Source organism: Frigoribacterium sp. ME-P-080, from assembly GCF_030209595.1.
GTDB lineage: Bacteria > Actinomycetota > Actinomycetes > Actinomycetales > Microbacteriaceae > Frigoribacterium.
Map to the genome: position 1 here is coordinate 684,483 of NZ_JARVRR010000003.1, position 23,339 is coordinate 707,821.

The window sequence follows — 23,339 nt, forward strand, 5'->3', positions numbered from 1 at the left end:
GAATGCAGAAGGACGAGCGGGCGCGCCGCCCGGCTCAGTCGCGGTGGCGGATGCCGGCGGTGAGGGTCGAGGCCCAGGACTGCGGCACGCGGGCGAGGTCCGCCTGGACGACGAGGTGGCAGAGCTGCCCGTAGGCGATGAACCGCTGCACGGCGTCGGGGGCGGCACCGGATCCCTCGGTGACGGCCTCGACGACGGCACCGAGTCCGTCGTGGACGGCCCGACGGACCGCGGCCACGTCCGTCGCCGCCTGTGCGTGCGACTGCATCAGGATGAGGTCGCGGTCGGCGATCAACTGGACGTAGGCCTCGGTCATCGCGTCGAGGACGCCTTCCGGCGTCGTCGACGCGGCCGCCGCCCCGGCCTCGCGCATGGTCGCCTCGACGAGGGCGTAGGTGTGCCGGACGGCCGCGACGAAGAGCCCCTCCTTGCCGTCGAAGAGTCGGAAGACGTAGGCCGGCGAGACCCCGGCCGCGGCGGCGACGTCGGCGACCGGGGTCGCGTGGAGGCCCTTGCGGGCGAAGACGTGCACGGCGGCGGTCGTGATGAGCGCACGCTGCGCTTCCGCCGTCGATCGTGTCGAGGTGCCTGAGGTCATGTGACTGAGTGAACACTCACACCGATGATCTGTCAACCGTGATCGTGCGGACGGCAGCCATTCGCCGGCGGCCGGGCGATGCACGAGGATCGACGTCATGGACACGGACACCCTGGCGTCGACCCCCCGGCTGACCCTCCGCCTGCATCGCGAGGACGATCTGGAGCGACTCCTCGCGATCCACTCACGACCGGACGTCTCGCGGTACCTCCTGGAGGAGCCCTGGACGATCGGGTCCGGACGGGCACAGCTCGATCGGCGCCTGGGTCGGACGGACCTCGCCGAGCCCGTCGGAGCACTCGCCCTCGTCGTCCAACGGGAGGGCCGGCTCATCGGCACGGTGGCGCTGTGGCGCACCGAGTCCGAACCCCGCACGCTCGAGGTCGGATGGACGCTCGATCCCGACCACGGAGGCCGGGGCTTCGCGGGCGAGGCGGTCGCGGCCGCGCTACGGCTCGCGTTCGCCCGGGACGACGTCCATCGCGTGACCGCGCAGATGGACGGCCGCAACACGGCCTCCGCCCGACTCGCGGCCCGGGTCGGCATGCGGCAGGAGGCGCACCACCGGCAGGACTTCTGGAGCAAGGGCGAATGGACCGACGCCCTCGTCTTCGCGATGCTCGCCGACGAGTTCCCCGGGTGACGCGTCGGCCCCGGGGGGACGTGGACGGGCAGACTCGTGCCGAGGAGTCCACCGCGACGGAACGGAGACGGGCATGTTCATGAGGCGCGGCGGATCGACCGAAGGATGGGCGCTCATCGGGTTCGGAGTCGTCGCCTGCCTGTTCTCGGCGCTCGCCCTGTCCGGCGCGTTCGGCTCGGTGCCGGACGGCGGTCGCGCGGGGACGTTGGCCTACCTGGGCATCCCCGTGGGCATCGCGGCGATCGTCGTCGGCATCGTCGGCCTCCGTCGCGACGACCATCGCGCCGGGGACTGACCCCGCGCCTCCGTCGGCGGGCGTTCCGGGACCGCCCGGGTTGCAGGTGCCGCAGCGTCATGTGGTCTGCTCGAAGCACGTCCCGTGTCGTCCCGCGTCGAAAGGCCCGCCATGCATGCCATCCCGGTTCCGCCCCGTCAGGTCCTGATCGGCGACGCCGCGGCGTTCGTCGGCGTGACTCCCCGGGCGATCCGCCACTACCACCAGATGGGCCTGCTCCCCGAGCGCGAGCGGGGCACCGACGGCCGACGGCGGTACGGCTACGCGGAGATCATCCGGCTGCTGTGGATCCGCCGGATGGCCGACGCCGGGATCGCCCTCGACGACATCCGTGACGCCTTCACCGGGGCCGCGCCGGGCGCGGACACCGGCGTGACCGAGACCACGGACGAGGTCGCCGGCGTCCTCGCCCGACTGGAGGACACCCTCGCCGCGCAGGAGGACGAGCTACGCCGGAAGAGGGAGTCGGTCCGGCGCATGCGGATGCTCGGCAGCCGCCTGGGGCTTCTCGACGAGATCGTCTCCACCCGGCTCGAGGCCGCGCCCGAGGGCTCGCTGCGGCAGGACGACCTCGACTCGCTGCTGGTCACCGAGCGCATCTTCGGCCCGCTGGGTGCCGTCCTCCAGGCGAGCCGATTCCTCGTGCTGGCCCTGCACCCCGAGCTGCGTGCCGAGTCCGACCGCGTCGACGCCGCCGAGGAGGCGCTCGACGACTCGGTCGCCGTCGACGACCCCCGGGTGGCACGGGTGGCGGCCGAACGGCACGCCTTCGACATCAGGCTGCTGGGCCTGATCGAGGAGTCGGGCCAGCGGGACGAGGACGACGCGATCTTCGATGCCTGGGACGATCGACACCCCACCGAGGGTGCCGAGGCGGCCCCGGCGCCCGAGACGGCGGCGGGCTCCCGCGCCAGGAGCGCAGCGGACGTCATCCGGAGCATGCCCTACGACTTCTCCCCCGCCCGCCTGCGCTGCATGGAACTGGCCCTCCACCTGGCGGTGGCCGAGACGCCCACGCCCTGAGCGGTCCCGCGAGCCCTTGACCTGTCTTGCACCGCAAGGTAGCTTGTGACGCATGACAGCGGACGTGGGGGCGCAACTGCGCAAGGGGGTCGTCGAGTACTGCATCCTCGGACTGCTCGACCGTGAGCCCATGTACGGCTGGCAGCTCTCCGAGCAGCTCGTCGAGGCGGGTCTCGTCGCGAGCATCGGGACGCTCTACCCCATCCTCGGTCGCCTCCGGGCCCAAGGCCTGGCCACCGCCTTCGACCAGCCGTCCGCGACGGGGCCCGTCCGCAAGTACTACCGGCTCACACCCCTCGGGCGCGACCAGCTCGGCGCCTTCCGCCTCCAGTGGGCTCCGTTCACCGCCTCGGTACACCGACTCATCGGAGAAGACACCCGTGACTGACACCACACCCGAGATCACCACCGCCTACCTCGCGCAGCTCGACACCGAGCTCGACCAACTCCCGGCAGACCTGCACCGGGACATCGTCACCGGCATCCGGGAGGAGCTTGAGGGTCTCGACGCCGAGGCCGCGGGCGCGCGCATCCGGCAACTCGGCGACCCGGCCTTCATCGCCGCCGGGGCGCGCGCCGAGACCGTCGGCGAGGCTCCTCCCACCAGCCCGGACGCGCCTCCTCCCGGTCGGACGTTCTCGATCGTCGCGGTCGTCGTCCTGATCGTCGGCTCGTTCCTGGTGCCGGTCGTCGGTGCGCTCGCCGGTCTCCTCTTCGTCAGCCAGGCGAGGGCCTGGAGCCGACGGGAGAAGGCGGCCTCGTGGCTCGCCGCCGTGGGTGTCGTCCTCCTCGCCCTCGCGGCCTCGACGGTGATGGCCTCGGCGGGTCTCGGCGGCACCCACCTCGTCGTCCTGGTCGCCTACCTCGTGTTCCCCGTGGTCGGCGTCGTGCTGGCCGTCCGCGCACAGCGCCGGGGCTGGCACGCCTGACGCGAGCTCCTGCTCGTCGCGGGACGACCTCCGAGCCGTGCGCCCGTCGGCCGTTCCCCTACCGGGAGCGCGGGAGACGCTCGTCGAGCAGCGTCGCCAGCCGGTCGAGGTCACCACGCACGAGACGGACATCGGACTCGACGTCCGCTTCCGACATCCCGTCCCGGCGGAAGAGGGTGAAGACGGCCTCGCTCCCCTGGTCGTTGGCCACGACGCGGAAGGGGTTGCTCACGACCGTCCCGTCCGGCAGGGTCACGTCGTGATCGAGGATGCCGAGCTCCACCGGCCCGGTGAACGCGACCTCGACGACCCCCATGGGTGAGTCCGTGAACCACCGCCCCTCGTCGTGACGGATGCCGGCGCTCAGACCGGCCGCCCACGCGGGGAGGTTCTCCGGGTCGCCGGCGACGCTCGAGACGGCGGTGACGTCGTGGTCGAACGCACGTGAGATGTGGACGGCGGGCCAGGTCATGCCGGGAAGCTAGCAGCGTTCCGCCCGACGAGCGACCCTCACGACGCCGCGTCAGCCCCGGCGGCGCGCACCTCGTCGGTAGCCGAGCCATGCCGCCAGGCCGAGCAGGCCGACGACGAGGACGACCGCGCCCACGAGAGTCGCGGTCGAGAACACGTGCACGCCGTCAGCGGTGAAGGTCGTGTCCGACACGGGGGCGTACGCGAACCATCCGAAGGACACGGGCCTCGCCGACGCGACGACGAGCACGACGACGCCCACGACGGACGCCGCCAGACCGCCACCCAGGACGAGGCGGGAGACCGGGCCGGCACGTTGTGTCATGCCCGGACCATAGCGTGCGCGGTAGGCGGTCGCCAGCGCTCCGATCGAGGCGTAGCCTGCCCCCGTGGACCTCGGAGACCCGACCGCCTGGTGACCGGCGTCGCGCCGGTCACTGCGCACCCTCCAGACGTGGAGCCCCGCGGGCTAGGCCAGACGTGGCGCCCCGCGGGCTAGGCGCGACTCGGCGGTCTCGCCGCCCTCGTCCTCGACGGCTCGGGACGGTCGGTGGCCCAGTCGACGTGCGTGCCGGTCACACCGGGCAGGTGGGTCGCCGGGTCGTGATCGGGCTCTGCTTCGGGGTAGAGGCCCCGGCCTGACGACGCACTCGCGTAGAGCGCCGCGAGCCAGGTGGGGTTGATCTCGACCGTGCGGCTGCCGGCGAACTTGAACCGGAGGCTGATCTGGGGCGAGAGCCAGACGGTCGACCGGCCGTCGCCGGTCTCGATCGGTTCCTTCCACGAGAACATGAACGACTCGTTCTGGCGGAACTTGTTCACGATGACGATCTGGAGGTGGGCGAGGAGACGGTCCTCGACCTTGAACTCGAGGACGTCGCCGTCGTAGACGATGTATCCCATGGCTGCTCCTAGACGGAGAACGCCCGACGGTGCTGACAGCAGGGTCTGAGCTGTGGTGGTGTGCGGATCTCACTGCGCACTGCGCCGGCCGTCTTCGCGACGCCACACGTGGTGACGAGACCACATCGGTGATGCGTCCGCTCGGCTCTCCTCGAGACCTGACACTAGACCGCCGACGAGGAAGGGCGACAGGGTCCCGACCCGAACGGGACCCTGTCGCCGGCAGCTCGCACCGGACCCGGCCGGTGCCAACGCACGCCTTGAGGACCTGAACCACCCTCAAGACATGCTCAGCCTGCGCCTGCGCCCGCGATGCCCGACAGATCTGGACTTAAGCCGAACCCTTTGATACCAGCGGGCGCGGTGGGCGTTGCGGCAGCGTCGACGTCCCCGAGCACGACGCCGGGCACGAGGGATCTCCTCGAGAGCCTGGCCGCCCGCGCCTCCTGACCCCGGGTGATCCAGGAGCGGCGTCACACGGAGTCCGCTTCGTCTCTACTGTTCACCCCGAGGACGAGACTCGTTCCCGCGAAAGGAACGAGCGATGAGCGAACGACGTCGGCGAGAACTGGGCGAGTCGGACGAACCCCTCGAGGACGAACTCGACGAATCGTTCGACGCGACCGTGGAAGAAGGCGCCGAGCGACTGCACCGCACCCTCCGCACCACGCTCATCACGGGCTTCTTCGGAGGCCTCGAGGTCGGCCTGGGCATCATGGCGATGCTCGCCGTGCTGACCGAGACGGGCAGCCACCTGCTGGCGGGCCTGGCGTTCAGCATCGGGTTCCTCGCGCTGCTCCTGGCGCACTCGGAGCTCTTCACCGAGAACTTCCTCCTGCCGATCGCCGCACTCGCGGCGAAGGAGGGCACGTTCCTGCAACTCCTCAAGCTCTGGGGCGCCACGTTGGTCGCCAACCTCGCCGGCGGGTGGATCTTCATGTGGCTCGTCGTCCAGGCCTTCCCCGAATGGCACACGACCCTCGACGAGTCGGCTCACCACTTCGTGGACGCTCCGTTCTCCCTGCAGACCGTGATCCTGGCCGTCCTGGGTGGCAGCACGATCACGCTGATGACCCGCATGCAGCACGGGACCACCTCCGAGCCCGCGAAGATCGCGGCTGCCGTCGCCGGGGCGTTCCTCCTGGCCGGTCTGCAGCTGTTCCACTCGATCCTCGACTCGCTCCTCATCTTCGGGGCCATCCAGGCGGGCAGCGACGTCAGCTACGCCCAATGGGCGGGGTGGTTCGGCTACACGTTGCTCTTCAACATCCTCGGCGGGCTCGTCCTCGTCACCTCCCTGCGGCTGCTCCGCACGAAGGAGCTCTTCTCGAAGGCGCGGGACGAGAACGAGTAGGAGGCGCGGGAGCGGTTACCCCCCGGCCAGACCTGGTCGTCGCACCAGACCGTGACGGCACACTCGACCGTCGCCGCACCTCCTTGATCCCTCTCGGCACTCGACGTACGGTGAAAGTGCCGATGACGTCGAGGGAGCGAGCATGGACGAGGACACGGAACAGCCGAGAGGTCGGCTCCGACTGCAGCGGCCGACGTTTCGAGGGTCCTCCGTCGGCTGGGGCATCGGAGCGGTCTTCTGGCTCGTCGGCGCGGTCCAGGCCCTGGTCCGGGTGGTGCAGGACGGAGGCACGTCCGTCGTCGGCGCCCTGGTCCTGGTCGGGCTGACCGCCCTGGCGGTGGTCTGCGTCATCGGCACGGTGGCGACGATCCGGCATCCCCGTCCGGCGCCTCCCGCCACGGACGACGCCCGAGTCGGCCGATGAACCCCGTTTGCGACGATGAACCCCGATCCTTCGGGGTTCATCGTCGTGAACGGGGTTCATCGGGCCGCCGGCGAGCGGCGCACCCGGCGCCGCCGCACCGGTCAGCGCGCGGCGAGCGCCTCGACCGGGGTGACCGACGTGGCACGGCGGGCCGGGACGAGGGCGGCGACCCCGGCCAGCACGGCGGCCGTCACGGCCAGGCCGAGCAGCAACGGGACGGGCAGCGTCGGCGCGATCAGCAGGCCCTGGTTCGCCGAACCGAGCAGCGCCTGGGCTCCGGCCCAGCCGTAGACGACGCCGAGCACGACCCCGACGACGATGGCCGTCAGCGCCATCTGCGTCGCCTCGATCAGGATCATGCGGCGCACCTGACCCGCGGTCGAGCCGATCGCGCGCAGCAGACCCAGCTCGCGCCTCCGTTGCATGACGCTCAGCGACATGTCGTTGACCATGCCGACGGCGGCGATCACGGCCGAGAAGCCGACGAGGGCGGCGACGATCAGCAGCGTCGTGGTGAACACCTGGTCGAGCTCGGCGGCGTATGACGGGTCCTGTTCGATCGAGTAGATGAAGCTGCGCAGCGTCTCGAGCGCGACCGACAGGGTCGTGACCAGGGTCACGCCGATCACGATGCCGATCGTGGCGCGCGTGCTGCGCTCGGGCTGACGCACCGCGTTCTCGGCGGCGAGGCGGGCCACCTGGCTCGTGCCGAAGGTCCGGCCGACGGCGCTCAGCACGGCGGGCATCAGCGCGTGGGCTCCGACGACGACCCCGGTGAACGACAGCACGCCACCGAAGAACGCGATCAGCACGCCCATCGCGTCGACCAGCCCGACCACGACCCCGACGACGAGCAGCAGACCACCGCCGACGACGAGGAGGGCGGCGACGACCGTCCGCACGATGCGACGGCTCCGGCCCTCGACGGGGGCGTCCTGCGCGGCGTCGGTCGCCTGCAGCGGCGTCACCTGCAGCACGCGACGCGAGCCGACCCAGGCCGCGGCGACCGTGGTCAGCACGACGGCGACGGCCGGGACGAGACCGCCCACCGAGAAGTACGAGTACGCGAGGTCGGGCAACTGTCCGCGACCGACGAGCACCCGCACGGCGACGACGACGAGGGCGAGCCCCACGAGCGTCCCGAGCACGGCCCCGGCGACCCCGACCACGAGACCCTCGCGGGCGACGGCCCGACGCTGGTCCCGCGCGGACGAGCCGAGCAGGCGCATCAGGGCGATCGTCGGCGTCCGGCCGGCGACCACGGTGGCGAAGGTGTTGGCCGTGACGATCGCCCCGACGTAGAGCGCGAGGCCGACGAAGACCGCGGCGACGAAGCCGAGCATCGTCGAGACCGTGCCGCTCGCGGCGACCGCGGCGTCGGAGGCGACGATCTGCTCGAGCACGTGGGTGACGCCGAGCAGGCCGACGCCGAAGGTCGTGCCGAGAGCGGCCACGAGGATGCTCGGACGGTGCTCGAGCAGCTGGTCGCGGGCGCTCACGCGACACGCTCCAGGTCGAGCATGACGCCCGAGATCTCGGCCGCGCTACTGCGGTCGATCTCGTGCACGATGCGGCCGTCGGCGAGGAACACCACGCGGTCGGCGTAGCTGGCCGCGACCGGGTCGTGGGTGACCATCGCGATGCTCTGGCCGTGGTCCGTCGACGCGGTGCGCAGCACGTCGAGCACGTCGCGGCCGGCCTTCGAGTCGAGGTTGCCGGTGGGTTCGTCGGCGAAGATCAGGTCGGGCCGGGTCGCCAGGGCCCGGGCGATCGCGACGCGCTGCTGCTGCCCGCCCGACAGCTGGTGGGGCCGGTGGGTCAGCCGGGCCCCGAGGCCGAGCGTGGCGACGAGCCAGTCGATCCAGGCGCGCTCGTCGGCCGTGGCCCGACGTCCGTCGAGACGGAACGGCAACTCGATGTTGGCCGACACGTCGAGGGTGGGCACGAGGTTGAACGCCTGGAAGACGAAGCCGATGCGGCGACGGCGCAGCAGCGTCAGCTCGGTGTCGTCCAGGCCGGTGATGTCGGTGTCGCCGAGCAGCACCCGGCCCGAGGTGGCCGAGTCGAGACCGGCGGTGATGTGCATCAGGGTCGACTTGCCCGAGCCGCTAGGGCCCATGACGGCCGTGAACCGGCCGGCCGGCAGGTCGAGCGAGACGTCGCGCAGCGCGTCGACGCGGCCGTCGCCCTGGCCGAAGGACTTCGTGACGTTCCGGACGCGGGCGACGGGGACCGCGCCTCCTCGGGTCGGGTCGTCGGTACGGGGAGACGGGACGGGCTGGGGCTGGGGAGTGGGGGTCATCGTGATCTTCCTGTGCGGGTCGTGGTCGGTGGTGAGGTCAGTGGCGCAGCGTGGCGTTGCCGTCGCCGCCGGGCACCGCGTCGTCGCCGGGCACCGCGTCGACGGTGGTCCAGCTGGCCCAACGCCCGTCGACCTCGGCGACGACGCGGCCGTCGCCACAGCTGACGAGACCCGAGGTCGGCAGGGGCTCGGGGAGCGTCGTGGGGTCGAGGGCCGGGCCGCCGAGGTCACCGTCGACGGGGACGCAGGCGGCGAGGTCGGGGCCGGTCTCGGAGGTGAACGAGAGTTCGTAGCCGGGCTCCTGCGTGTCGAGGCGCACGTCGACGTCGCGGGCGTCGCTCGGCACCCAGGACGGCAGGAACCAGGCGACGTCGGTCGAGTCGGCCGTGCTCGGGGCATCGGCGGCGGTGTCGAAGTGGCGCTGCTGCACCTGCTCCGCGCCAAGTGCGCTCTTCGCCGCGTCGACGGTCCCCGAGCACCCCGTGAGCGTGACGACGGCGAGCGCGGCGACGCCGAGACCGGCCGCGAGGGCGCCGCGGCGGCGGGTGGTGGGGGACGAGGAGGCGCGGGTCGCGATGGTCGCGGAGGTCGTGTCGTTCATGTCTACGATCCTCGCCGCGGGGCCCGGTACCGGAACATCACGTGCACCCACGGACCCGCGCGGGGGTTATCCCCCGGTGGCCCCCACTCCGTCCACAGCGGGAGTCGGTCGTACCGGTCGGTGTCGTAGGGTCGAGAGCAGGTCCGGCACGCAGACGTCCGGGCGGACGACGGACGGGGCACTCCCCTCCGGGAACGAGGGGGACATCGTGACCGACCACCGAGGCCTCGGCCAGGGCGACACCGGCACGGGGGCGACCTCGGTCGAACCACGGATCGCCCTCACGGCGACGCCGTTCGTCACCGCGATCGCCCTCTCGCCGATCATCGCGATGGGCCTCGTGGTGGTGACCATGCGGCGCGCCCTCGAACTGGCCGTCCCGGGCCGGACGGGCGTCGACGCCGGTGACCTGGGCGTCGTGCAGATCGCCTCGTTCGTGCTCTGGATCGGCATCGTGTTGCTCGCCTGGCTCGACCACCGTACGCTGCGCTCCCGCGGACTGGAGCGACCCTTCTCCTGGGCGTGGGCCCTGCTCGGCCCGCTCGTCTACCTGATCGGCCGCAGCGTCGTCGTGCGCCGCCGGGTCGGTGGCAGCGCCGCTCCGCTCTGGCTCTACCTCGGGCTGACCGTTCTCGGCTCCATCATCGCCGTGATCGTCGTCGTCTCGTCCGGGGTGCCGACGCCGTGAGCGTCGTGGAGGTCAGCACCGTCGTCGTCGTCGGCCTGATCGTCGCCGTCGGCGTCGTGGCCGCCGTCGGCGTCGTCCGGCGCGGACGACGTGACCGGGCGATCGCCGCCCGCCTCGATGCCACCGACCCCGGGGCCGGGGTCCGTGCCCAGGCCGAGGCGGAACGCCGACACGAGGCCCCTCGAGGCGAGGCGGGCGGCATGTCCCGTTCGGCCGGCGGCAAGAACTCGGCCTGACCCGCGTCGAGCTGGGAACACGATCGCCGACGGACGCGTACTGTCACACGGGTCGAAGGCGTTTTCTTGCGTCTTCATTGGCCGGTGTTGCTTGCATCCCTGCCCGTGAAGCTCATGCGACAACATCGGCATCTGGGGCACGGCTACGGACTCTTCCGCGGCCGTGCCCCTCTCTCGTGCCCGGGCGGGCCGCAGGTGCGGCCGACGCAAGGAGGCGCGGTGCGAGCCCCCTTCGCACCGCGCCTCCTTCATGGGCGCTTCATCGGAGGCGCAGGGCCGGCGCATCGGGACGGGCTCCAGGATGACGGTGATCCCATCCGAGGCGAGCAGCCCCGAGCCGAGAGCGTGACCATGAGCGACCCCCGCCCGACCCGCATCCCCGAACCCGACCGCACGCCCGAGGGCCCTGCCTACGAGGGCCGACTGCTCGACCGCGTCGACGACGAGGTCGTCGACCAGGGCGTCGCCTTCGACCTGCGGACGCTCGTCTCGCGCCGCAGCGTGCTGAGCCTCCTCGGGCTCGGGGCGGGCAGCGTCGTGCTCGCCGCCTGCACGTCGGCCACGGGGGCGGGCGGGACCGGCGCCTCCTCGACCGCCACGGCGTCGCCGAGCCCGAGCGCCTCCGCGGGCGCGGCCACCACGCTGCCGGCGGGCGAGATCCCCGACGAGACCGCCGGGCCCTACCCTGGCGACGGCTCGAACGGAGCCGACGTGCTCGAGCGGTCGGGCATCGTGCGCAGCGACATCCGGTCGAGCCTCGACGGTGGCACCACCGCGGCCGGGGTGCCGATCACGCTGAGCATGACGGTGCTCGACATGGCGAACGGCGACGTGCCGTTCGCCGACGTCGCCGTCTACGTCTGGCACTGCGACGCGGCCGGCGGGTACTCGATGTACTCGGACGGCATCACGGGCGAGACCTACCTGCGCGGAGTGCAGATCGCCGACGCCTCCGGCACGGTGACCTTCTCGTCGGTCTTCCCGGCCTGCTACTCGGGGCGATGGCCGCACATCCACTTCGAGGTCTACCCCGACGTGGGGTCGATCACCGATTCGACGAACGCGATCGCGACGTCCCAGCTCGCCCTGCCCGAGGTCGCGTGCCGGACGGTCTACGCGCTCTCGGACTACGACGGTTCGACGGCCAACCTCGGGCGGGTCAGCCTCGACGACGACAACGTCTTCAGCGACGACAGCGGGGCACTCCAGCTGCCGACGGTGACGGGCGACGCGACGTCGGGCTACGCACTGGCGCTGACCGTCCGCGTCGACACGGGCACGACACCCACCGCCGGCGCCGCACCCGGTGGCGGCGGCGCCCCCGGCTCGCGCTGAGCCGCCGAGACCCCATGGCGACGGAAGGAGGCGCGGTGCGAGACCTCCTCGCACCGCGCCTCTTCGGGTCGTCGCCTACTGGTAGACGCGCACGTAGTCGACCTTCATCTGCTGCGGCAGCGGGGTGCTGCCGTCGGGGTAGCCGGGCCAGGCACCTCCGACCGCGACGTTGAGGATGATGAAGAAGGGCTTGTCGAAGACCCACGGGTCACCGCCCGTGCTGGCCGGCGTGACCTGGTGGTAGACCTGCCCGTCGACCGACCAGGTGATCGAGCCGGGTGCCCAGTCGACCGCGAAGGTGTGGAAGTCGTCGGCGATCGACCACCCCTGCGGGTGCTGCCACGTGCTGGTCAGGCCCTCACCGCCCGAGTAGCCGGGGCCGTGCACGGTGCCGTGCACGCGGTGCGGCTCGAAGCCGACGTTCTCCATGATGTCGATCTCGCCCGCGCTCGGCCAGGCGTTCGTGGGCAGGTCGGCCCCGAGCATCCAGAAGGCCGGCCAGATGCCCTGGCCGCGCGGGATCTGGATGCGCGCCTCGACCCGGCCGTACTGCGCCGTGTACTTGTCCTGCGTGGTCAGCCGGGCCGAGGTGTACGACCCGTCGCCCTCGCGCTTCGCGGTGATCACGAGGTTGCCGTTGCCGTCCAGGGCCGAGTTCGACCGCGAGTTCGTGTAGTTCTGCAACTCGCCGTTGCCCCAGCCGCCCCCGCCGGTCTCGAGGTTCCAGACCGAGGGGTCGGGGGCGCTGCCCGCGCCGCCGTCGAACTCCTGGGACCAGACGATCGCCTGCTGGGCGGAGGTCTCGGCCGAGGCCGGGGCGGGCGTGGCGGCGACCGTGGTCGCGGCGAGCGCCGCGGCGGCGGCCAGACCGACGCCGGTCAGGGTGCGACGCGTCAGGGTGCGACGGGTCAGGGTGCGTGTCGTCAGGTGCTGGTCGGTCCTCATCATGTCTCCGCTCGTCGTCGTGCGTCGGTTCGTGTCCGTGCGTCGGTTCGTGTCCGTGCGTCGGTTCGTGTCCGTGCGTCGGTTCGTGTCGTCAGGGCGTCCGGTCACGGGTACGTCACCACCCGGCTCGGGACGGTGTTGCCCGCGGGCGTCGGCACCGAGTCGCCGACGCCGTTGATGACGCTCGAGATCGTGCCGACGTCACCGAGCGAGACCGTGAACACCCCGTGGGCCTTCACGCCCGGCACCCGGGGCACCTCGAAGGCCTGCGCCAGGCGCACCTGCGGGTTCGCGTTGAAGAACGAGTACACGCCGCCACCCCAGATCTCGTGGCTCGTCACGCCGTCCGCGACCTTGTACGCCGCCCAGCCCTCGCCGGTCGGGCTCTGCCACGAGGCGTTGTCGGGCACGTCGTACGGCAGCTCGTTCTGGAAGAACACCGTGCGGCCGCGCTCGCCGTTCCACACCACCTGGTACTGCTGGTAGTGCTCGACGAACAGGCCGGTGGCCAGGACGTCGTCGCCGTTCACCTCGACGCCGGTCGCGCCGCGGTTGACCGTCCAGCCCGTGGGGGCGCCGCCGTGGTCGGCACGCCAGGCCCAGATGTGGTCGATGATCGTGTCGTCCGAGTTCACCTGCAACGTGGTGGTCGCGTTGCCCTGGATGCTCGAGCCGACGCGGAAGTACACGTCCTGCACGCTCTGCGGGTTCGCCGCGTGGTCGACGTGCGAGCCCGTCGTGCCGAGTCGCATCAGCTGGTCGCTGTTCTGCGTGCCGGCGTCGACGACGAGCCCCGAGACGTTCACCCCGGCGACGTCGGCCGTGGTCAGCACCGCGTCGCCGCTGGTCGGGACGAGCGTCGGGAACCCGATGCCCGTGACGACGGTGTCGGCCCGCGTGACCTCGATCGCCTGGTCGAGCGGGTAGGTGCCCGGCGTGAAGAACAGGTTCAGGCCCTGCGCCAGGGCACCGTTGATCGTCGCGGCCGAGTCGCCCGGGTGCGCGACGAAGAAGTCGCGCATCGGCAGGTCGGTGCCGGGGGTGCCCGGCCAGGTGACCCCGGCCGATTCCCGCTGCAGCGCGGGGACGAACACGTGGTAGTCCCCCGCGTCGTCGACGTAGAGGTACGGCTTCTCGCGCGTCACCGGCGTCGTGGCAAGGGTCGTGTAGCTCTTCGAGAAGTCGTTCGCGGGCGCGCCCTGCACGCCCGAGAAGGTCATGTTCCAGTTGCCGCCCTGCCACGAGCCGAGGGTCGAGTCGCGCGTGTACCACTGCTGCTGCGACCCCGAGCTGACGGTGCCGTCGACCTTGCTGTCGGCGATGTAGCCGCCCGACGAGTAGCCCTGTCCGCCGTCCTGGTTCGACGGCCCCATCGTCAGGTCGCCCCTGATGTGGACGCGACGCATGGGTGCGGCCTGAGACACGGCCCAGCGGTCGACGCCCGACTCCGGCTCGACGGCGAGGTTCTCGACCGACCGCCAGAAGTTCTGCGTGGCGTTCTTCTCGTCGCCGGCGTTCCACCCGGAGTCGACGTTGACCGCGCCCTGGATCGTGACGTCGTCGGGGTCCTTGCCGAGCCCCTGCAGCGCCGTGTAGAAGCCGAGGTTCGCGAAGACCCGGCCGTAGGTGCCGGGCTCGAACAGGAAGGCGTGGCGCTGGCCGCCGAACTGCGCCGTCGGGTTGCGCAGCTGCGCGTCGAAGGCCGCGTCGATGTCGGCCTGGATCGTCGAGGCCGGCACGCTCGGGTCGTACACGGTCACGTTCGGGCCGAAGTCCGGCCGGTCGCTGGTGGTCACGGTCGGTGCCGACTGCGCGGCGAGCGCGGGCACCACCGCCCCCACGACGCTCGCGGCGACCCCCGCCGCGATCAGAGTCCTCATCCGTCTGTGCATGATCTTCTCGTCTCCGGTGGCGTCTTTGCCACCCGTTCGGACCGTACGCCCGCCTCGACGACGAAACAAGACCCTCCTGTCCAGTACGCGAACGGGGGGTGCGGGAAAAGTGCGGAGACTGCAGGAGGCGCGGTGCCTGTCACGCCGGCACCGCGCCTCCTCGGGTCCTGCGGTCAGAGCACCTGATCGAGGAAGGTCTTCAGCCGGTCGGTGCGCGGGTGGTCGAAGAGCTGGGCCGGCGGCCCGGCCTCGACGACGACGCCACGGTCCATGAAGACGACCTGGTCGGCGGCCTCGCGGGCGAAGCCCATCTCGTGGGTGACGACGACCATGGTCATGCCCGCGCCGGCCAGCCCCTTCATCAGCGCGAGCACGCCCTTGACCAGCTCGGGGTCGAGGGCCGAGGTGGCCTCGTCGAAGAGCATGACCTCGGGGCCGAGCGCGAGGGCCCGGGCGATGGCGACGCGTTGCTTCTGGCCTCCCGAGAGGGACGCGGGCCGCACGTCGGCCTTCTCGGCGAGCCCGACCTCGGTGAGGCGCTCGAGCGCGACCCGTCGGGCCTCGGCCGCCGACACCCGACGGACCCGGCGCAGCGGCAGCACGATGTTGTCGAGCACCGTCCGGTGCGGGAACAGGTTGAAGTGCTGGAACACCATGCCGACCCGACGACGCAGGGCGTCCTCGGAGCCGTGCAGCACGTCCGTCCCGTCGAGCAGCACCTCGCCGCCCGAGGGCTCCTCGAGGCGGTTGATGCAGCGCAACACCGTCGACTTGCCCGACCCCGAGGGGCCGATGATGCAGGTCGTCGTACCGGCGGGCACCACGAGGTCGATGCCGTGCAGCACCCGGGTGGCGCCGAAGTCCTTGGTCAGGCCCCGGATCTCGAGGTCGCCGGCGGTCTGGACCGCGGGCACGGCAGGAGGCGCGGTGAGGGCGGTCATCGAGGGGCTCCAGACGTGGCGGGGGCGAGGGGTTCGGCGGTGGGGGCGGCTGCGGCCGAGGGGGTGGGGGCGGCCGTCACGACCGCTCCCGCCGACGTCGGCGGGGCGGCCGGTGGGACCGTGCCCGACGGGCGCCGCCCGAACGAGCGGCCCTCGCGCAGCCGGCGGTCGATGACGTTGACCAGGTGCGTCAACGGCACCGTGATGATCAGGTAGAACACGCCCGCCAGCACGAGCGGCGACAGGTTGCCGTTGGTGATGGCCGCGTCCTGACCGATGCGGAACAGCTCGCGCTGCGACGTGATCAGGCCGAGGAAGTACACGAGCGACGAGTCCTTGACGATCGCGATGAACTGGTTCACCAGCGACGGGAGCACCTGGCGGATGCCCTGCGGGATCACGACGAGCCGCATCGAGTCACCGTGGCTCATGCCGAGCGCCCGGGACGCCTCGAGCTGACCACGGTCGACGGCGAGGATGCCGGCCCGGAAGATCTCGCCGATGTAGGCGCTGGCGATCAGGCTGAGGGCGAGGATGCCCAGCGGGTACGGGTTCCCCCGCGTGAACAGGTTGAACAGCGGGGACAGGCCCGTGCCGATCAGCAGGATCGTGAGGATGGCCGGGAGGCCGCGGAACACGTCGGTGTAGATGCGGCTGAGCACGCGCGGCAGGCGATGGCGGCTCGTGCCCATCACCGCGAGCAGCAGCCCGACCACGATGCCGATCGCCGTGGCGCAGAGGGCCAGCAGCAGCGTGTTCCACACCCCGTAGGCGAGCATGTCGGGCAGCGTGCGCAGCATCGCCTCGCCGTCGAAGAAGCTGCGGCCGATGTTGGCCAGCGCGTCGGAGAAGTTCACGGTCGCCCCCTGCTCACTCGCTCGGCTGGAACTCGTCGGGCACGGGCTGGTCCGGGAAGAACTCCTGGTCGATCTCGAGCCAGGTGCCGTCGGCGACGATGTCGGCGACAGCACCGTCCACGGCCGTCTTCAGTGCGTCGTTGCCCTTCGCGATCGGGAAGCCCACCGGGAACTCCGGCACGGCGACGTTGATCGCGATGGTCTGCGAGCCGTTCGACGCCGCCGCGTACTCCTCGGCCACGGGGAAGTCGAGGAAGTGCGCGTCGATGGTGCCCGAGCCCAGCGCGGCGACGGCGCTGTTGTTGTCGGGGAAGCGCACGAGCTCGGCACCGGTGAAGTTCTCCTGCGCGTAGCTGTCCTGGATCGTGCCCTGGACGATGCCGAGGCGCTTGCCGTCGAGCGAGGACTCGTCGTCGGTGATGCCCGAGCCGTCGGCGGCCAGCACCGAGATGTACCCGATGAAGTAGTGGTCGCTGAAGTCGACCGTCTTCTCGCGTTCTTCGGTGTCGCTGATGGACGCGGCCGCCATGTCGAGTTGCCCGTTGGCGACGGCGGGCAGCAGGGCCGAGAACTCCTGCGTGACGAACTCGGTCTTCAGCCCGAGGCGCTTCGCGACCTCCTTCGCCATCTCGACGTCGAAGCCCTGCAGCTCGCCGTCCTCGGTGTAGGCGTAGGGCTTGGTGTCGCCGGTCGTGCCGATCCGCAACGTGCCGGCCGAGACGGTGCCCAGCTCGTTCGAGGCGCCGGACTCGGAGCCGCCCGACGAGCAGGCGGTCAGGGCGAGGCCGAGGGCGGCGACCGCGGCGAGGGCGGCCGTGAGGCGGGTGGTCGTTCGTCTGGTCATGGTTCTCTCCTGTCAGGGCGGTGCGAGGGGAGTGCGGGGTGGGTTCGGGAGGCGCGGGCCGGGTGGATCAGGACGGCACGGCCAGGCGGTCGACCGCGTCGGTCGCGTCGGTCGTGGCCGCGGTCGGGTGGTCGTCCTCGTCGAGCCAGGACGTGCCGTCGTAGCCGCGGTCGGGGCTCATGAAGTCGATGTCGGTGAACGGTTCCTCGTCGACGGCCAGCTGCGCGAGCAGCTCCCCGATCGCCGGGGCGTGCTTGAAGCCGTGGCCGCTGTCGCCGCCGGCGACCACGACGCGGGTGTCGCCGCCGGGGTGGCCGATGACGAACTGCCGGTCGGGCGAGTTCGTCACCATGCAGGCGATCGCTTTGGCAGGGGTCGGGTCGAGCCCCGGGAAGGCCCGGGCCACGGCTGCCGAGAGCATGCCGTAGTCCGCCGCGGGGTGGATGTACCGGTCCACGGTGTCGGCCTCGGCGTCCTCGAAGGCACCGCCCGAGTCCTCGAGGCCGATCTTGACGGCGTAGCCGTCACCGTCGCCGCGGTCGGCGCCGTGGCCCCAGAGGGTGGTGCCGTCGGGCAGCTGGCGGATGAACACCGGGAAGGCCGCGAGGTCGAAGTCGCCGCCGGGTGCCGTCGCCTCGGGGGTCGTGCCCTCGAACCAGAAGAGCGGGGTGCGGCGGGCGACGAGGGGATGCTCGACGAACTGCGGGGTCCAGGCGCCGAGCGTCACGACCACGCGGGCGGCCCGCAGCACGCGTCCCCCGGCCGTGACCTCGACTCCCCCGTCGACCGGGTCGATCGCCGTCACCCGGGTGTCGGTCAGCACGGTCGCGCCGAGCGACCGGGCCACCTCGACGGCGGCCCGCACGCCCTTCTCGGGGTAGCTGATGCCGGCGGCGGGGTCCCACACGCCGATGTCGTCGGGGCCGAAGCCGGCGTACTGCGGGAAGCGCGCGACGAGTTCGTCGTGCTCGAAGACCGTCGACTCGAGCCCGGCCTCGTGGACGGCACGCAGGGTGCCGGCGACGACGTGGCCGTCGCGGGGGCCGACCATGACTCCGCCGGTCTGACGCAGGAGGGTCTGACCGGTGCGCTCGCCGAGGTCGTACCAGAGGTCGCGGGCGCGGGTCGCGATCGGGGCCAGCCCCGGGTGCTCCATGCAGGCGATGCGGAACAGCCGGGTCGCGCCGTGGGTCGAGCCCATCGGGTGGCCGATGCCGAAGCGCTCGACGCCGATCACGCGCCGTCCCCGCTCGGCGAGGCGCCAGAGCGCCTGTGCCCCCCAGGCGCCGAGCCCGACGACGATGACGTCGGCGTCGAGGGACGGGTCGGTGGGTCTTGGTCCCGAGGATGCGGTGGTGGCGTCGTTCATGGCCCCTGTCTATTGCGTCGACACTTGCGCCCTCAAATACCAAAAAGGGATGATCTGATACGCGCTGCATATGAGGCGCGACCGACGAGAGGCCCATCATGGAGATACGAGAGCTCACCTACTTCATGGCGGTCGCCGACGACCTGTCGTTCACGAAGGCCGCCGCGCGGTTGCAGATGAGCCAGCCGCCGCTCAGCCAGGCCATCTCACGACTCGAGGCGAAGCTCGGCACGCGGTTGTTCGAGCGGCAGGCGCGGACGGCCCCCCGACTGACCCCCGCGGGCGAACTGCTGAAGCGCGAAGGCAAGCGCATCCTGCACCAGATCGAGCAGACCGAGTCGCTGCTCGACTCGGTCGTGGCCGACGTCCAACCGCTGCGGGTGGGCAGCATCAGCTCGGTGCTCGCCGGCCTGCTGCCGACCGTGGTGCGGGCGTTCTCCGCGTCGCACCCGGGTGCCCGGGTGCTGGTCGAGGAGAGCGAGGAGCAGGCGATCCTGTCCGACCTCGTCCGCGGGTCGGTCGACCTGGGCTTCACGCGCGTCCGGTCGATCGACGACCGGTTCGAGGTCGAGCAGCTGGCTCTCGAGCCGCTGGTCGTGGCCCTGCCCGACACCCACCGCCTGGCCGGCGAGACCTCGGTGCCGCTCGGCGAACTGGCCGAGGACGACTTCATCATGTTCAACCGCGAGGACGCACCCCAGGCCTACGACCGCATCGTCATGTCGTGCGTCCGCGCCGGGTTCAACCCCCGCATCCCCATCCACGCGGTCAACGACCTCTCGATGCTGAGCACGGTCGCCTGCGGCCTCGGCGTCTCGCTCATGCCCTACCTCTCGTCGTACATCCCGATCCCCGGCGTCCGCTTCGTCACGATCGCCGAGGACTGGGCGCGGACGGCCCTCTCGATGCTCTGGCTCTCCGGTCGGCCGAACCCCATGACGACGGCCTTCACGGCGCAGATCCGGACCGAGCTCACCGTCATGCGCGACCGTGACCTGCGGGCCGGGCGCATCACCCTCGAGTTGATCGGCGGTTGAGCCGACGACGCGAGCACGACTCGGGGCACGTCGCGTCCCGTGTCAAGCCCGGTGCGCATCCTCCCCGGACCGGAGAGGATGGAGCATCTCCTGCCAGTGCTTCACGGGCGGCACGGTCTCGTCACACGGGCGTGTCGGCGGAGAACGGTGCGACGAACGTCGCGTCGCGGGGCCGCGACCTGCCCTAGGGGTCGCGGCCCCTCACAGGCCTGCGGCCTAGTGTGACGACCAGTGCGCGTCCCGGCCGACCATCGTGTCTCCAGACCTCGGACACGACGAGACCGGGCGGACAACCGCTACCGAAAGATCAGAGGTCCATCCCATGCCCGTGACGACGCTGTACACACGTCAACAAGCGATCCGCCTGTCGCCCGAGAGCGACGTCGACGCCCTGAAGGGTCGGATCGTCGCCGCATCCGGCGGAGCGCCGGAATTCGTCGACGTCGAGACCGCGTCGGGCAGCCACGTGTCCGTCCTGGTCACCGGTCGGACCGAGATCTGGTTCGAGACGGTCGACCGTGTCGACGAGCCGTCGGCAGCGTCCGTCGCGGAGCTCCCCGACTTCGACTACTACGCCGCCGAGTCGGCGTAGTCGTCCGGCTCTCGTCGGATCTCGGCCAGGCTGAGCTGCGACGACGCGGTGATCAACACCTCGACGGCCTTCAAGGTGCCGGCCCCCTCGTTGACGGTCAGCCAGAACGACTCACCGCTGGTCGCGGTCGCCAGGACGCGGGCCTTGAGGTCCTCGAACGACGTGTTCGACAGGGTGTACGCATGGCCGTCGTAGACGATGTCGATGCGGTTCATCAGGTGGCCTTAATGGTGGGCACGGAGGGCTCGGGCACGATCTGCAGACCCGCGTTCGTGTTGGCACTGACCTCGAGAGCGTGGATCCATGCAGGGTTGATGACCGGGCTGCGCGAGCCATAGTACTTGTACACCAGCGGGATGGTCGGGTGCAGCCAGATGCTCGTGCGGCCGTCTCCGACCTGCTGGTCGTCTTTCCACGAGAAGTAGAACGACTCACCGCGACGCATCTTCATGCCGATGACGATCTGGAGATGGGCGAGGGTACGGTCGTCGAAATCGATGGTCAATGAGCGGTCGTAAGCGAGTTTTCCCATGTCTGGCCTTCTGCGAGAGCGGAGCGACCAGGGCCCAGACGGCCGCTCGACGCACGGGTCGATGGACGACCGATGCGACCAGACGCTACACGACATCTGTCCCCCGACACCGACCCTTCTGCCCCGACAATCCTCTCTCTCACACAACTGACGTCAGGTCAACCCTCTTCACCAGAACGGGGGGTCTTCATAGATTGGAGACCGATCCCCGGGCCAGCGGAGATCGGTCACCCCGAGAGGAAAGGTCGGTCATGAGCACCTACGAAACCAATCCGTTCGCTCGACCCGCGGTGATCCACACGTACCCCAAGCCCGGCAACGCTCGAGCGCATCGAGTGAGCGTCGGCCTGACCGGCATCGACCGGAGCAGCAGTGCGTACCGGCTGCCCGCCTACGAGGATTTCTTCCTGCCCGGCCCCTCCCACGAAGGCATGTCGTCGAGAGGAGGCACCTGGTGAAGCACATGACCTTCGCCGACAAGTCGTTCCTGCTCGGCGACGAGACCGCCGTCGCGGTGCTCGAGTACGCCGCGGCCTTGGCCCGTCACCACGACGCGGACGACGTCGAGCTCGAGGCCATCAGCTCGGACGGTGACGAGGTGCGAGCCACCCTGTTGCTCGGCGGGGGTGCACCGCTCATGGCCGAGAGCGCCCACACCGAGTTGCCCGAGCCCGACAACGCCGACGCGCTCGCCTACATGAAGCGACGCATCGACGCGTTGCGGCACGCACCGTCGGCCAACCCTCTCGACCCGGAGACGCACGCCGACAGCACGTACTCCGAACCCGACCTCACCCAGAGTTGATCGAGACGGGTCGACGCGCCTGCGCCTCGGTCGCCCGCGACGACCCGAGATTCCCTGAGCTCGACGAGACTCATCCAGAGAACCGGGCGGTGACCATGACGACATTCGACGACGCGGTCGAGGCGCTGAGTCGTGCGCCCATCGGTGATTCGTTGTCACGGCCCTTCCTCGACCTCTTCCCCGTCTCCGGGGTCTCGATCGCCACCGTGGGCCCCGTCCTCGGCAGCGAGACCCTGACGGCGACGGACGACACCGCCCTGCGGCTCGACGAGCTGCAGTTCGACCTCGGCGAGGGCCCGTGCTGGGATGCCATGCGCACCGGCAGCCCGGTGCTGGTGTCCGACGCGCGCGCGTCGTCCAGTGCCGTCTGGCCCACGTTCGGCCCCGCGATCGTCGACCTGGACGTCCAGGCCATGTTCGTGTTCCCCGTCCGGGTGGGCCCCCTGCAACTGGGTGCCATCGACCTGTACAGCGACCGGCCGGACGAGATGCCGGGCGAGGCCGTGATGCGGGCCCAGATCCTGGCCCGAGCCGTCAGTCGGGCCGTCCTGCACCACACGCTCGAACGGGAGCGACGCGACAACAAGCTCGAAGTCGAGCCCGTCGGGGCGCACTCGCGACGCATCGTGCACCAGGCCACGGGACGCATCCTCGTCCAGGCCCGGGTGTCGGCCGACGATGCGCACCTCCTCTTGCAGGGCTACGCGTTCTCGACCGGAGCCCGCGTCATCGACGTGGCCACCGACATCCTCCGTGGGCGGTTGACGTTCTCGGCCTCAGAACACGGAATCGAGGAACACCGCAATGAGTAACACCGACCGGGAGACCCATCTCGTCGACGTCTTCACCACCCTGGCCGACACCCTCGTCGCCGATTACGACGTCGTCGAACTGCTGCAGACGCTGGTCGACACCACGGTCGACCTGTTCGACGTGAGCGCCGCGGGCATCCTTCTTGCCGAGGCCGACGGAGCGCTCGACGTCGTGGCCTCGACCAGCGAGGCGTCGTACCTGATCGAGGTCATGCAGCTGGACTCCGAAGAGGGCCCCTGCTTCGACTGCTACGTCACCGGCGCCTCCGTCAGCGTTCCCGACCTCGGCACCGTGCCCGACCGGTGGCTGCCGTTCGCCCGGGCCGCGTCCGAGCACGGCTTCGCCTCGGTGTTCGCGATCCCCCTCCGACTCAGGGCCGAGACGATCGGCACGCTCAACCTCCTGCGTCGAGAGACCGGCGACCTGAACCCCCGTGACATCCGCGCCGCCCAGGCGCTGGCGGACGTCGCCACGATCGGCATCCTGCACGAGCGCACGGTGCGCGAGGGGGACGTCGTGCAGCGACAGTTGCAGACCGCCCTCGGCACGCGCGTCGTCATCGAGCAGGCCAAGGGCGTCGTGTCCGAGACCCGCCGCGTCAGCACCGACGCCGCCTTCGACGTCCTCCGGCGCCATGCTCGTGACCACAACGCCCGCCTGGCCGACGTCGCCCGGGACGTCGTCGAGCGCCGCCTCGAACTCTGACCTCCAACGCGAACCGGCCATGGCCGCCGGACCTGCCTAAGCGATGACGACCAACTTTGTCCAGCCCCTTCTCAGGGGGCGACGTGACTGCGAGTCTGTTCACCGAGCCCGTCGCGGGCCGGCCTGAACCCGGCTCGCGAGGGGTGGCCGATCGGTTCCCGAAGACCATCGGCCCGTGAGTGCCCTCCAACGATCACCCGTTTCG

Annotated in this window: 31 protein-coding genes; 16 read left to right on the plus strand and 15 right to left on the minus strand. The window is 71.0% G+C overall.

Annotated elements, in window-relative coordinates; translation table 11 throughout:
- Nucleotides 1-34 precede the first annotated feature (34 nt).
- Nucleotides 35-598 carry a TetR/AcrR family transcriptional regulator gene (locus QRN23_RS08385; RefSeq protein ID WP_173151727.1) on the minus strand — a complete coding sequence of 188 codons (564 nt, stop codon included), beginning with the start codon at nt 596-598 and terminating at the stop codon, nt 35-37.
- A 97-nt stretch (nt 599-695) separates the two neighbouring features.
- On the opposite strand from QRN23_RS08385, the gene QRN23_RS08390 reads away from it, so the two are divergent.
- The 5 genes from QRN23_RS08390 (at nt 696) to QRN23_RS08410 (ending at nt 3,488) form a co-directional block, all read left to right on the plus strand.
- Entirely contained in the window at nt 696-1,241 is a 546-nt protein-coding gene (locus tag QRN23_RS08390; protein ID WP_285063204.1) for a GNAT family N-acetyltransferase, read from the plus strand.
- A 73-nt stretch (nt 1,242-1,314) separates the two neighbouring features.
- Entirely contained in the window at nt 1,315-1,536 is a 222-nt protein-coding gene (locus tag QRN23_RS08395; RefSeq protein WP_056047020.1) for a hypothetical protein, read from the plus strand.
- 111 nt (nt 1,537-1,647) lie between these two features.
- Nucleotides 1,648-2,559: a MerR family transcriptional regulator gene (locus QRN23_RS08400; protein WP_159825320.1), complete on the plus strand. Its 912-nt coding sequence runs from the start codon at nt 1,648-1,650 to the stop codon at nt 2,557-2,559.
- 52 nt (nt 2,560-2,611) lie between these two features.
- Entirely contained in the window at nt 2,612-2,947 is a 336-nt protein-coding gene (locus QRN23_RS08405; protein ID WP_056047026.1) for a PadR family transcriptional regulator, read from the plus strand.
- Entirely contained in the window at nt 2,940-3,488 is a 549-nt protein-coding gene (locus tag QRN23_RS08410; RefSeq protein WP_285063205.1) for an HAAS signaling domain-containing protein, read from the plus strand. Before QRN23_RS08405 ends, QRN23_RS08410 begins: the two co-directional genes overlap by 8 nt.
- A 58-nt stretch (nt 3,489-3,546) precedes the next feature.
- On the opposite strand, the gene QRN23_RS08415 is transcribed toward QRN23_RS08410, so the two are convergent.
- From QRN23_RS08415 to QRN23_RS08425, 3 genes are all read right to left on the minus strand, one after another.
- Entirely contained in the window at nt 3,547-3,960 is a 414-nt protein-coding gene (locus QRN23_RS08415; RefSeq protein WP_267658862.1) for an SRPBCC family protein, read from the minus strand.
- A gap of 51 nt (nt 3,961-4,011) precedes the next feature.
- On the minus strand, nt 4,012-4,284 hold the full coding sequence (locus tag QRN23_RS08420; RefSeq protein WP_285063207.1) for a hypothetical protein: 273 nt from the start codon (nt 4,282-4,284) through the stop codon (nt 4,012-4,014).
- Nucleotides 4,285-4,454: 170 nt separating this feature from the next.
- Nucleotides 4,455-4,862, minus strand: coding sequence for a DUF7882 family protein (locus tag QRN23_RS08425; RefSeq protein ID WP_192124281.1), 408 nt, complete (start codon nt 4,860-4,862; stop codon nt 4,455-4,457).
- Between the two features lie 544 nt (nt 4,863-5,406).
- Between QRN23_RS08425 and QRN23_RS08430 the strand changes: the two genes are divergently transcribed.
- Both QRN23_RS08430 and QRN23_RS08435 read left to right on the plus strand, forming a co-directional pair.
- A complete protein-coding gene (locus tag QRN23_RS08430; protein WP_159825328.1) occupies nt 5,407-6,216 on the plus strand; it encodes a formate/nitrite transporter family protein in 810 nt (269 codons plus the stop codon).
- Nucleotides 6,217-6,358: 142 nt separating this feature from the next.
- Nucleotides 6,359-6,640: a hypothetical protein gene (locus QRN23_RS08435; protein ID WP_285063220.1), complete on the plus strand. Its 282-nt coding sequence runs from the start codon at nt 6,359-6,361 to the stop codon at nt 6,638-6,640.
- 101 nt (nt 6,641-6,741) lie between these two features.
- Here QRN23_RS08435 and QRN23_RS08440 read toward each other — a convergent pair whose 3' ends face one another.
- The 3 genes from QRN23_RS08440 to QRN23_RS08450 are packed head-to-tail and all read right to left on the minus strand — an operon-like array spanning nt 6,742 to nt 9,543.
- Nucleotides 6,742-8,139, minus strand: a complete 1,398-nt coding sequence (locus QRN23_RS08440) for an ABC transporter permease (RefSeq protein ID WP_285063221.1) — start codon at nt 8,137-8,139, stop codon at nt 6,742-6,744.
- On the minus strand, nt 8,136-8,942 hold the full coding sequence (locus QRN23_RS08445) for an ABC transporter ATP-binding protein (RefSeq protein ID WP_082460365.1): 807 nt from the start codon (nt 8,940-8,942) through the stop codon (nt 8,136-8,138). The genes QRN23_RS08440 and QRN23_RS08445 overlap by 4 nt, the downstream gene beginning before the upstream one ends.
- A gap of 37 nt (nt 8,943-8,979) precedes the next feature.
- On the minus strand, nt 8,980-9,543 hold the full coding sequence (locus QRN23_RS08450; protein WP_285063223.1) for a hypothetical protein: 564 nt from the start codon (nt 9,541-9,543) through the stop codon (nt 8,980-8,982).
- Nucleotides 9,544-9,751: 208 nt separating this feature from the next.
- On the opposite strand from QRN23_RS08450, the gene QRN23_RS08455 reads away from it, so the two are divergent.
- The 3 genes from QRN23_RS08455 (at nt 9,752) to QRN23_RS08465 (ending at nt 11,802) form a co-directional block, all read left to right on the plus strand.
- Nucleotides 9,752-10,231, plus strand: coding sequence for a hypothetical protein (locus tag QRN23_RS08455; protein ID WP_285063224.1), 480 nt, complete (start codon nt 9,752-9,754; stop codon nt 10,229-10,231).
- Nucleotides 10,228-10,467: a hypothetical protein gene (locus tag QRN23_RS08460; protein WP_056047051.1), complete on the plus strand. Its 240-nt coding sequence runs from the start codon at nt 10,228-10,230 to the stop codon at nt 10,465-10,467. Before QRN23_RS08455 ends, QRN23_RS08460 begins: the two co-directional genes overlap by 4 nt.
- A gap of 351 nt (nt 10,468-10,818) precedes the next feature.
- Entirely contained in the window at nt 10,819-11,802 is a 984-nt protein-coding gene (locus QRN23_RS08465; RefSeq protein ID WP_285063225.1) for an intradiol ring-cleavage dioxygenase, read from the plus strand.
- Between the two features lie 75 nt (nt 11,803-11,877).
- Here QRN23_RS08465 and QRN23_RS08470 read toward each other — a convergent pair whose 3' ends face one another.
- The 6 genes from QRN23_RS08470 to solA all read right to left on the minus strand — a co-directional run bounded on the left by QRN23_RS08470 (nt 11,878) and on the right by solA (nt 18,650).
- On the minus strand, nt 11,878-12,750 hold the full coding sequence (locus tag QRN23_RS08470) for a glycoside hydrolase family 16 protein (protein ID WP_267658867.1): 873 nt from the start codon (nt 12,748-12,750) through the stop codon (nt 11,878-11,880).
- 101 nt (nt 12,751-12,851) lie between these two features.
- Nucleotides 12,852-14,627: a pectate lyase-like domain-containing protein gene (locus QRN23_RS08475; protein ID WP_285063226.1), complete on the minus strand. Its 1,776-nt coding sequence runs from the start codon at nt 14,625-14,627 to the stop codon at nt 12,852-12,854.
- A 185-nt stretch (nt 14,628-14,812) separates the two neighbouring features.
- Nucleotides 14,813-15,580: an amino acid ABC transporter ATP-binding protein gene (locus QRN23_RS08480; RefSeq protein ID WP_173151757.1), complete on the minus strand. Its 768-nt coding sequence runs from the start codon at nt 15,578-15,580 to the stop codon at nt 14,813-14,815.
- The gene (locus QRN23_RS08485) at nt 15,577-16,380 is read right to left on the minus strand and encodes an amino acid ABC transporter permease (RefSeq protein ID WP_285063258.1); all 804 of its coding nucleotides are present in this window, start codon (nt 16,378-16,380) and stop codon (nt 15,577-15,579) included. The genes QRN23_RS08480 and QRN23_RS08485 overlap by 4 nt, the downstream gene beginning before the upstream one ends.
- A 70-nt stretch (nt 16,381-16,450) precedes the next feature.
- Nucleotides 16,451-17,281 carry an ABC transporter substrate-binding protein gene (locus QRN23_RS08490; RefSeq protein WP_285063227.1) on the minus strand — a complete coding sequence of 277 codons (831 nt, stop codon included), beginning with the start codon at nt 17,279-17,281 and terminating at the stop codon, nt 16,451-16,453.
- 67 nt (nt 17,282-17,348) lie between these two features.
- Entirely contained in the window at nt 17,349-18,650 is a 1,302-nt protein-coding gene (gene solA, locus QRN23_RS08495) for an N-methyl-L-tryptophan oxidase (RefSeq protein WP_285063228.1), read from the minus strand.
- Between the two features lie 98 nt (nt 18,651-18,748).
- Between solA and QRN23_RS08500 the strand changes: the two genes are divergently transcribed.
- Together QRN23_RS08500 and QRN23_RS08505 are read left to right on the plus strand one after the other, a co-directional pair.
- On the plus strand, nt 18,749-19,687 hold the full coding sequence (locus QRN23_RS08500; protein ID WP_056047057.1) for a LysR family transcriptional regulator: 939 nt from the start codon (nt 18,749-18,751) through the stop codon (nt 19,685-19,687).
- A gap of 322 nt (nt 19,688-20,009) precedes the next feature.
- Nucleotides 20,010-20,279 carry a hypothetical protein gene (locus QRN23_RS08505; protein WP_056047060.1) on the plus strand — a complete coding sequence of 90 codons (270 nt, stop codon included), beginning with the start codon at nt 20,010-20,012 and terminating at the stop codon, nt 20,277-20,279.
- On the opposite strand, the gene QRN23_RS08510 is transcribed toward QRN23_RS08505, so the two are convergent.
- Both QRN23_RS08510 and QRN23_RS08515 read right to left on the minus strand, forming a co-directional pair.
- Nucleotides 20,258-20,494, minus strand: coding sequence for a hypothetical protein (locus QRN23_RS08510; protein ID WP_159828961.1), 237 nt, complete (start codon nt 20,492-20,494; stop codon nt 20,258-20,260). The two genes, QRN23_RS08505 and QRN23_RS08510, sit on opposite strands and share 22 nt — an antisense overlap.
- Entirely contained in the window at nt 20,494-20,811 is a 318-nt protein-coding gene (locus tag QRN23_RS08515) for a DUF7882 family protein (RefSeq protein WP_159828958.1), read from the minus strand. The genes QRN23_RS08510 and QRN23_RS08515 overlap by 1 nt, the downstream gene beginning before the upstream one ends.
- Nucleotides 20,812-21,062: 251 nt before the next feature.
- Between QRN23_RS08515 and QRN23_RS08520 the strand changes: the two genes are divergently transcribed.
- The 4 genes from QRN23_RS08520 (at nt 21,063) to QRN23_RS08535 (ending at nt 23,134) form a co-directional block, all read left to right on the plus strand.
- On the plus strand, nt 21,063-21,269 hold the full coding sequence (locus QRN23_RS08520; protein WP_285063231.1) for a hypothetical protein: 207 nt from the start codon (nt 21,063-21,065) through the stop codon (nt 21,267-21,269).
- Nucleotides 21,266-21,616, plus strand: a complete 351-nt coding sequence (locus QRN23_RS08525) for a hypothetical protein (protein ID WP_285063232.1) — start codon at nt 21,266-21,268, stop codon at nt 21,614-21,616. Before QRN23_RS08520 ends, QRN23_RS08525 begins: the two co-directional genes overlap by 4 nt.
- Before the next feature lie 95 nt (nt 21,617-21,711).
- Nucleotides 21,712-22,428: a GAF and ANTAR domain-containing protein gene (locus QRN23_RS08530; RefSeq protein ID WP_277959731.1), complete on the plus strand. Its 717-nt coding sequence runs from the start codon at nt 21,712-21,714 to the stop codon at nt 22,426-22,428.
- Nucleotides 22,421-23,134 (plus strand): GAF and ANTAR domain-containing protein, encoded by a 714-nt coding sequence (locus tag QRN23_RS08535; protein WP_123570731.1) that lies wholly within the window; start codon nt 22,421-22,423, stop codon nt 23,132-23,134. The genes QRN23_RS08530 and QRN23_RS08535 overlap by 8 nt, the downstream gene beginning before the upstream one ends.
- Nucleotides 23,135-23,339: the final 205 nt, after the last annotated feature.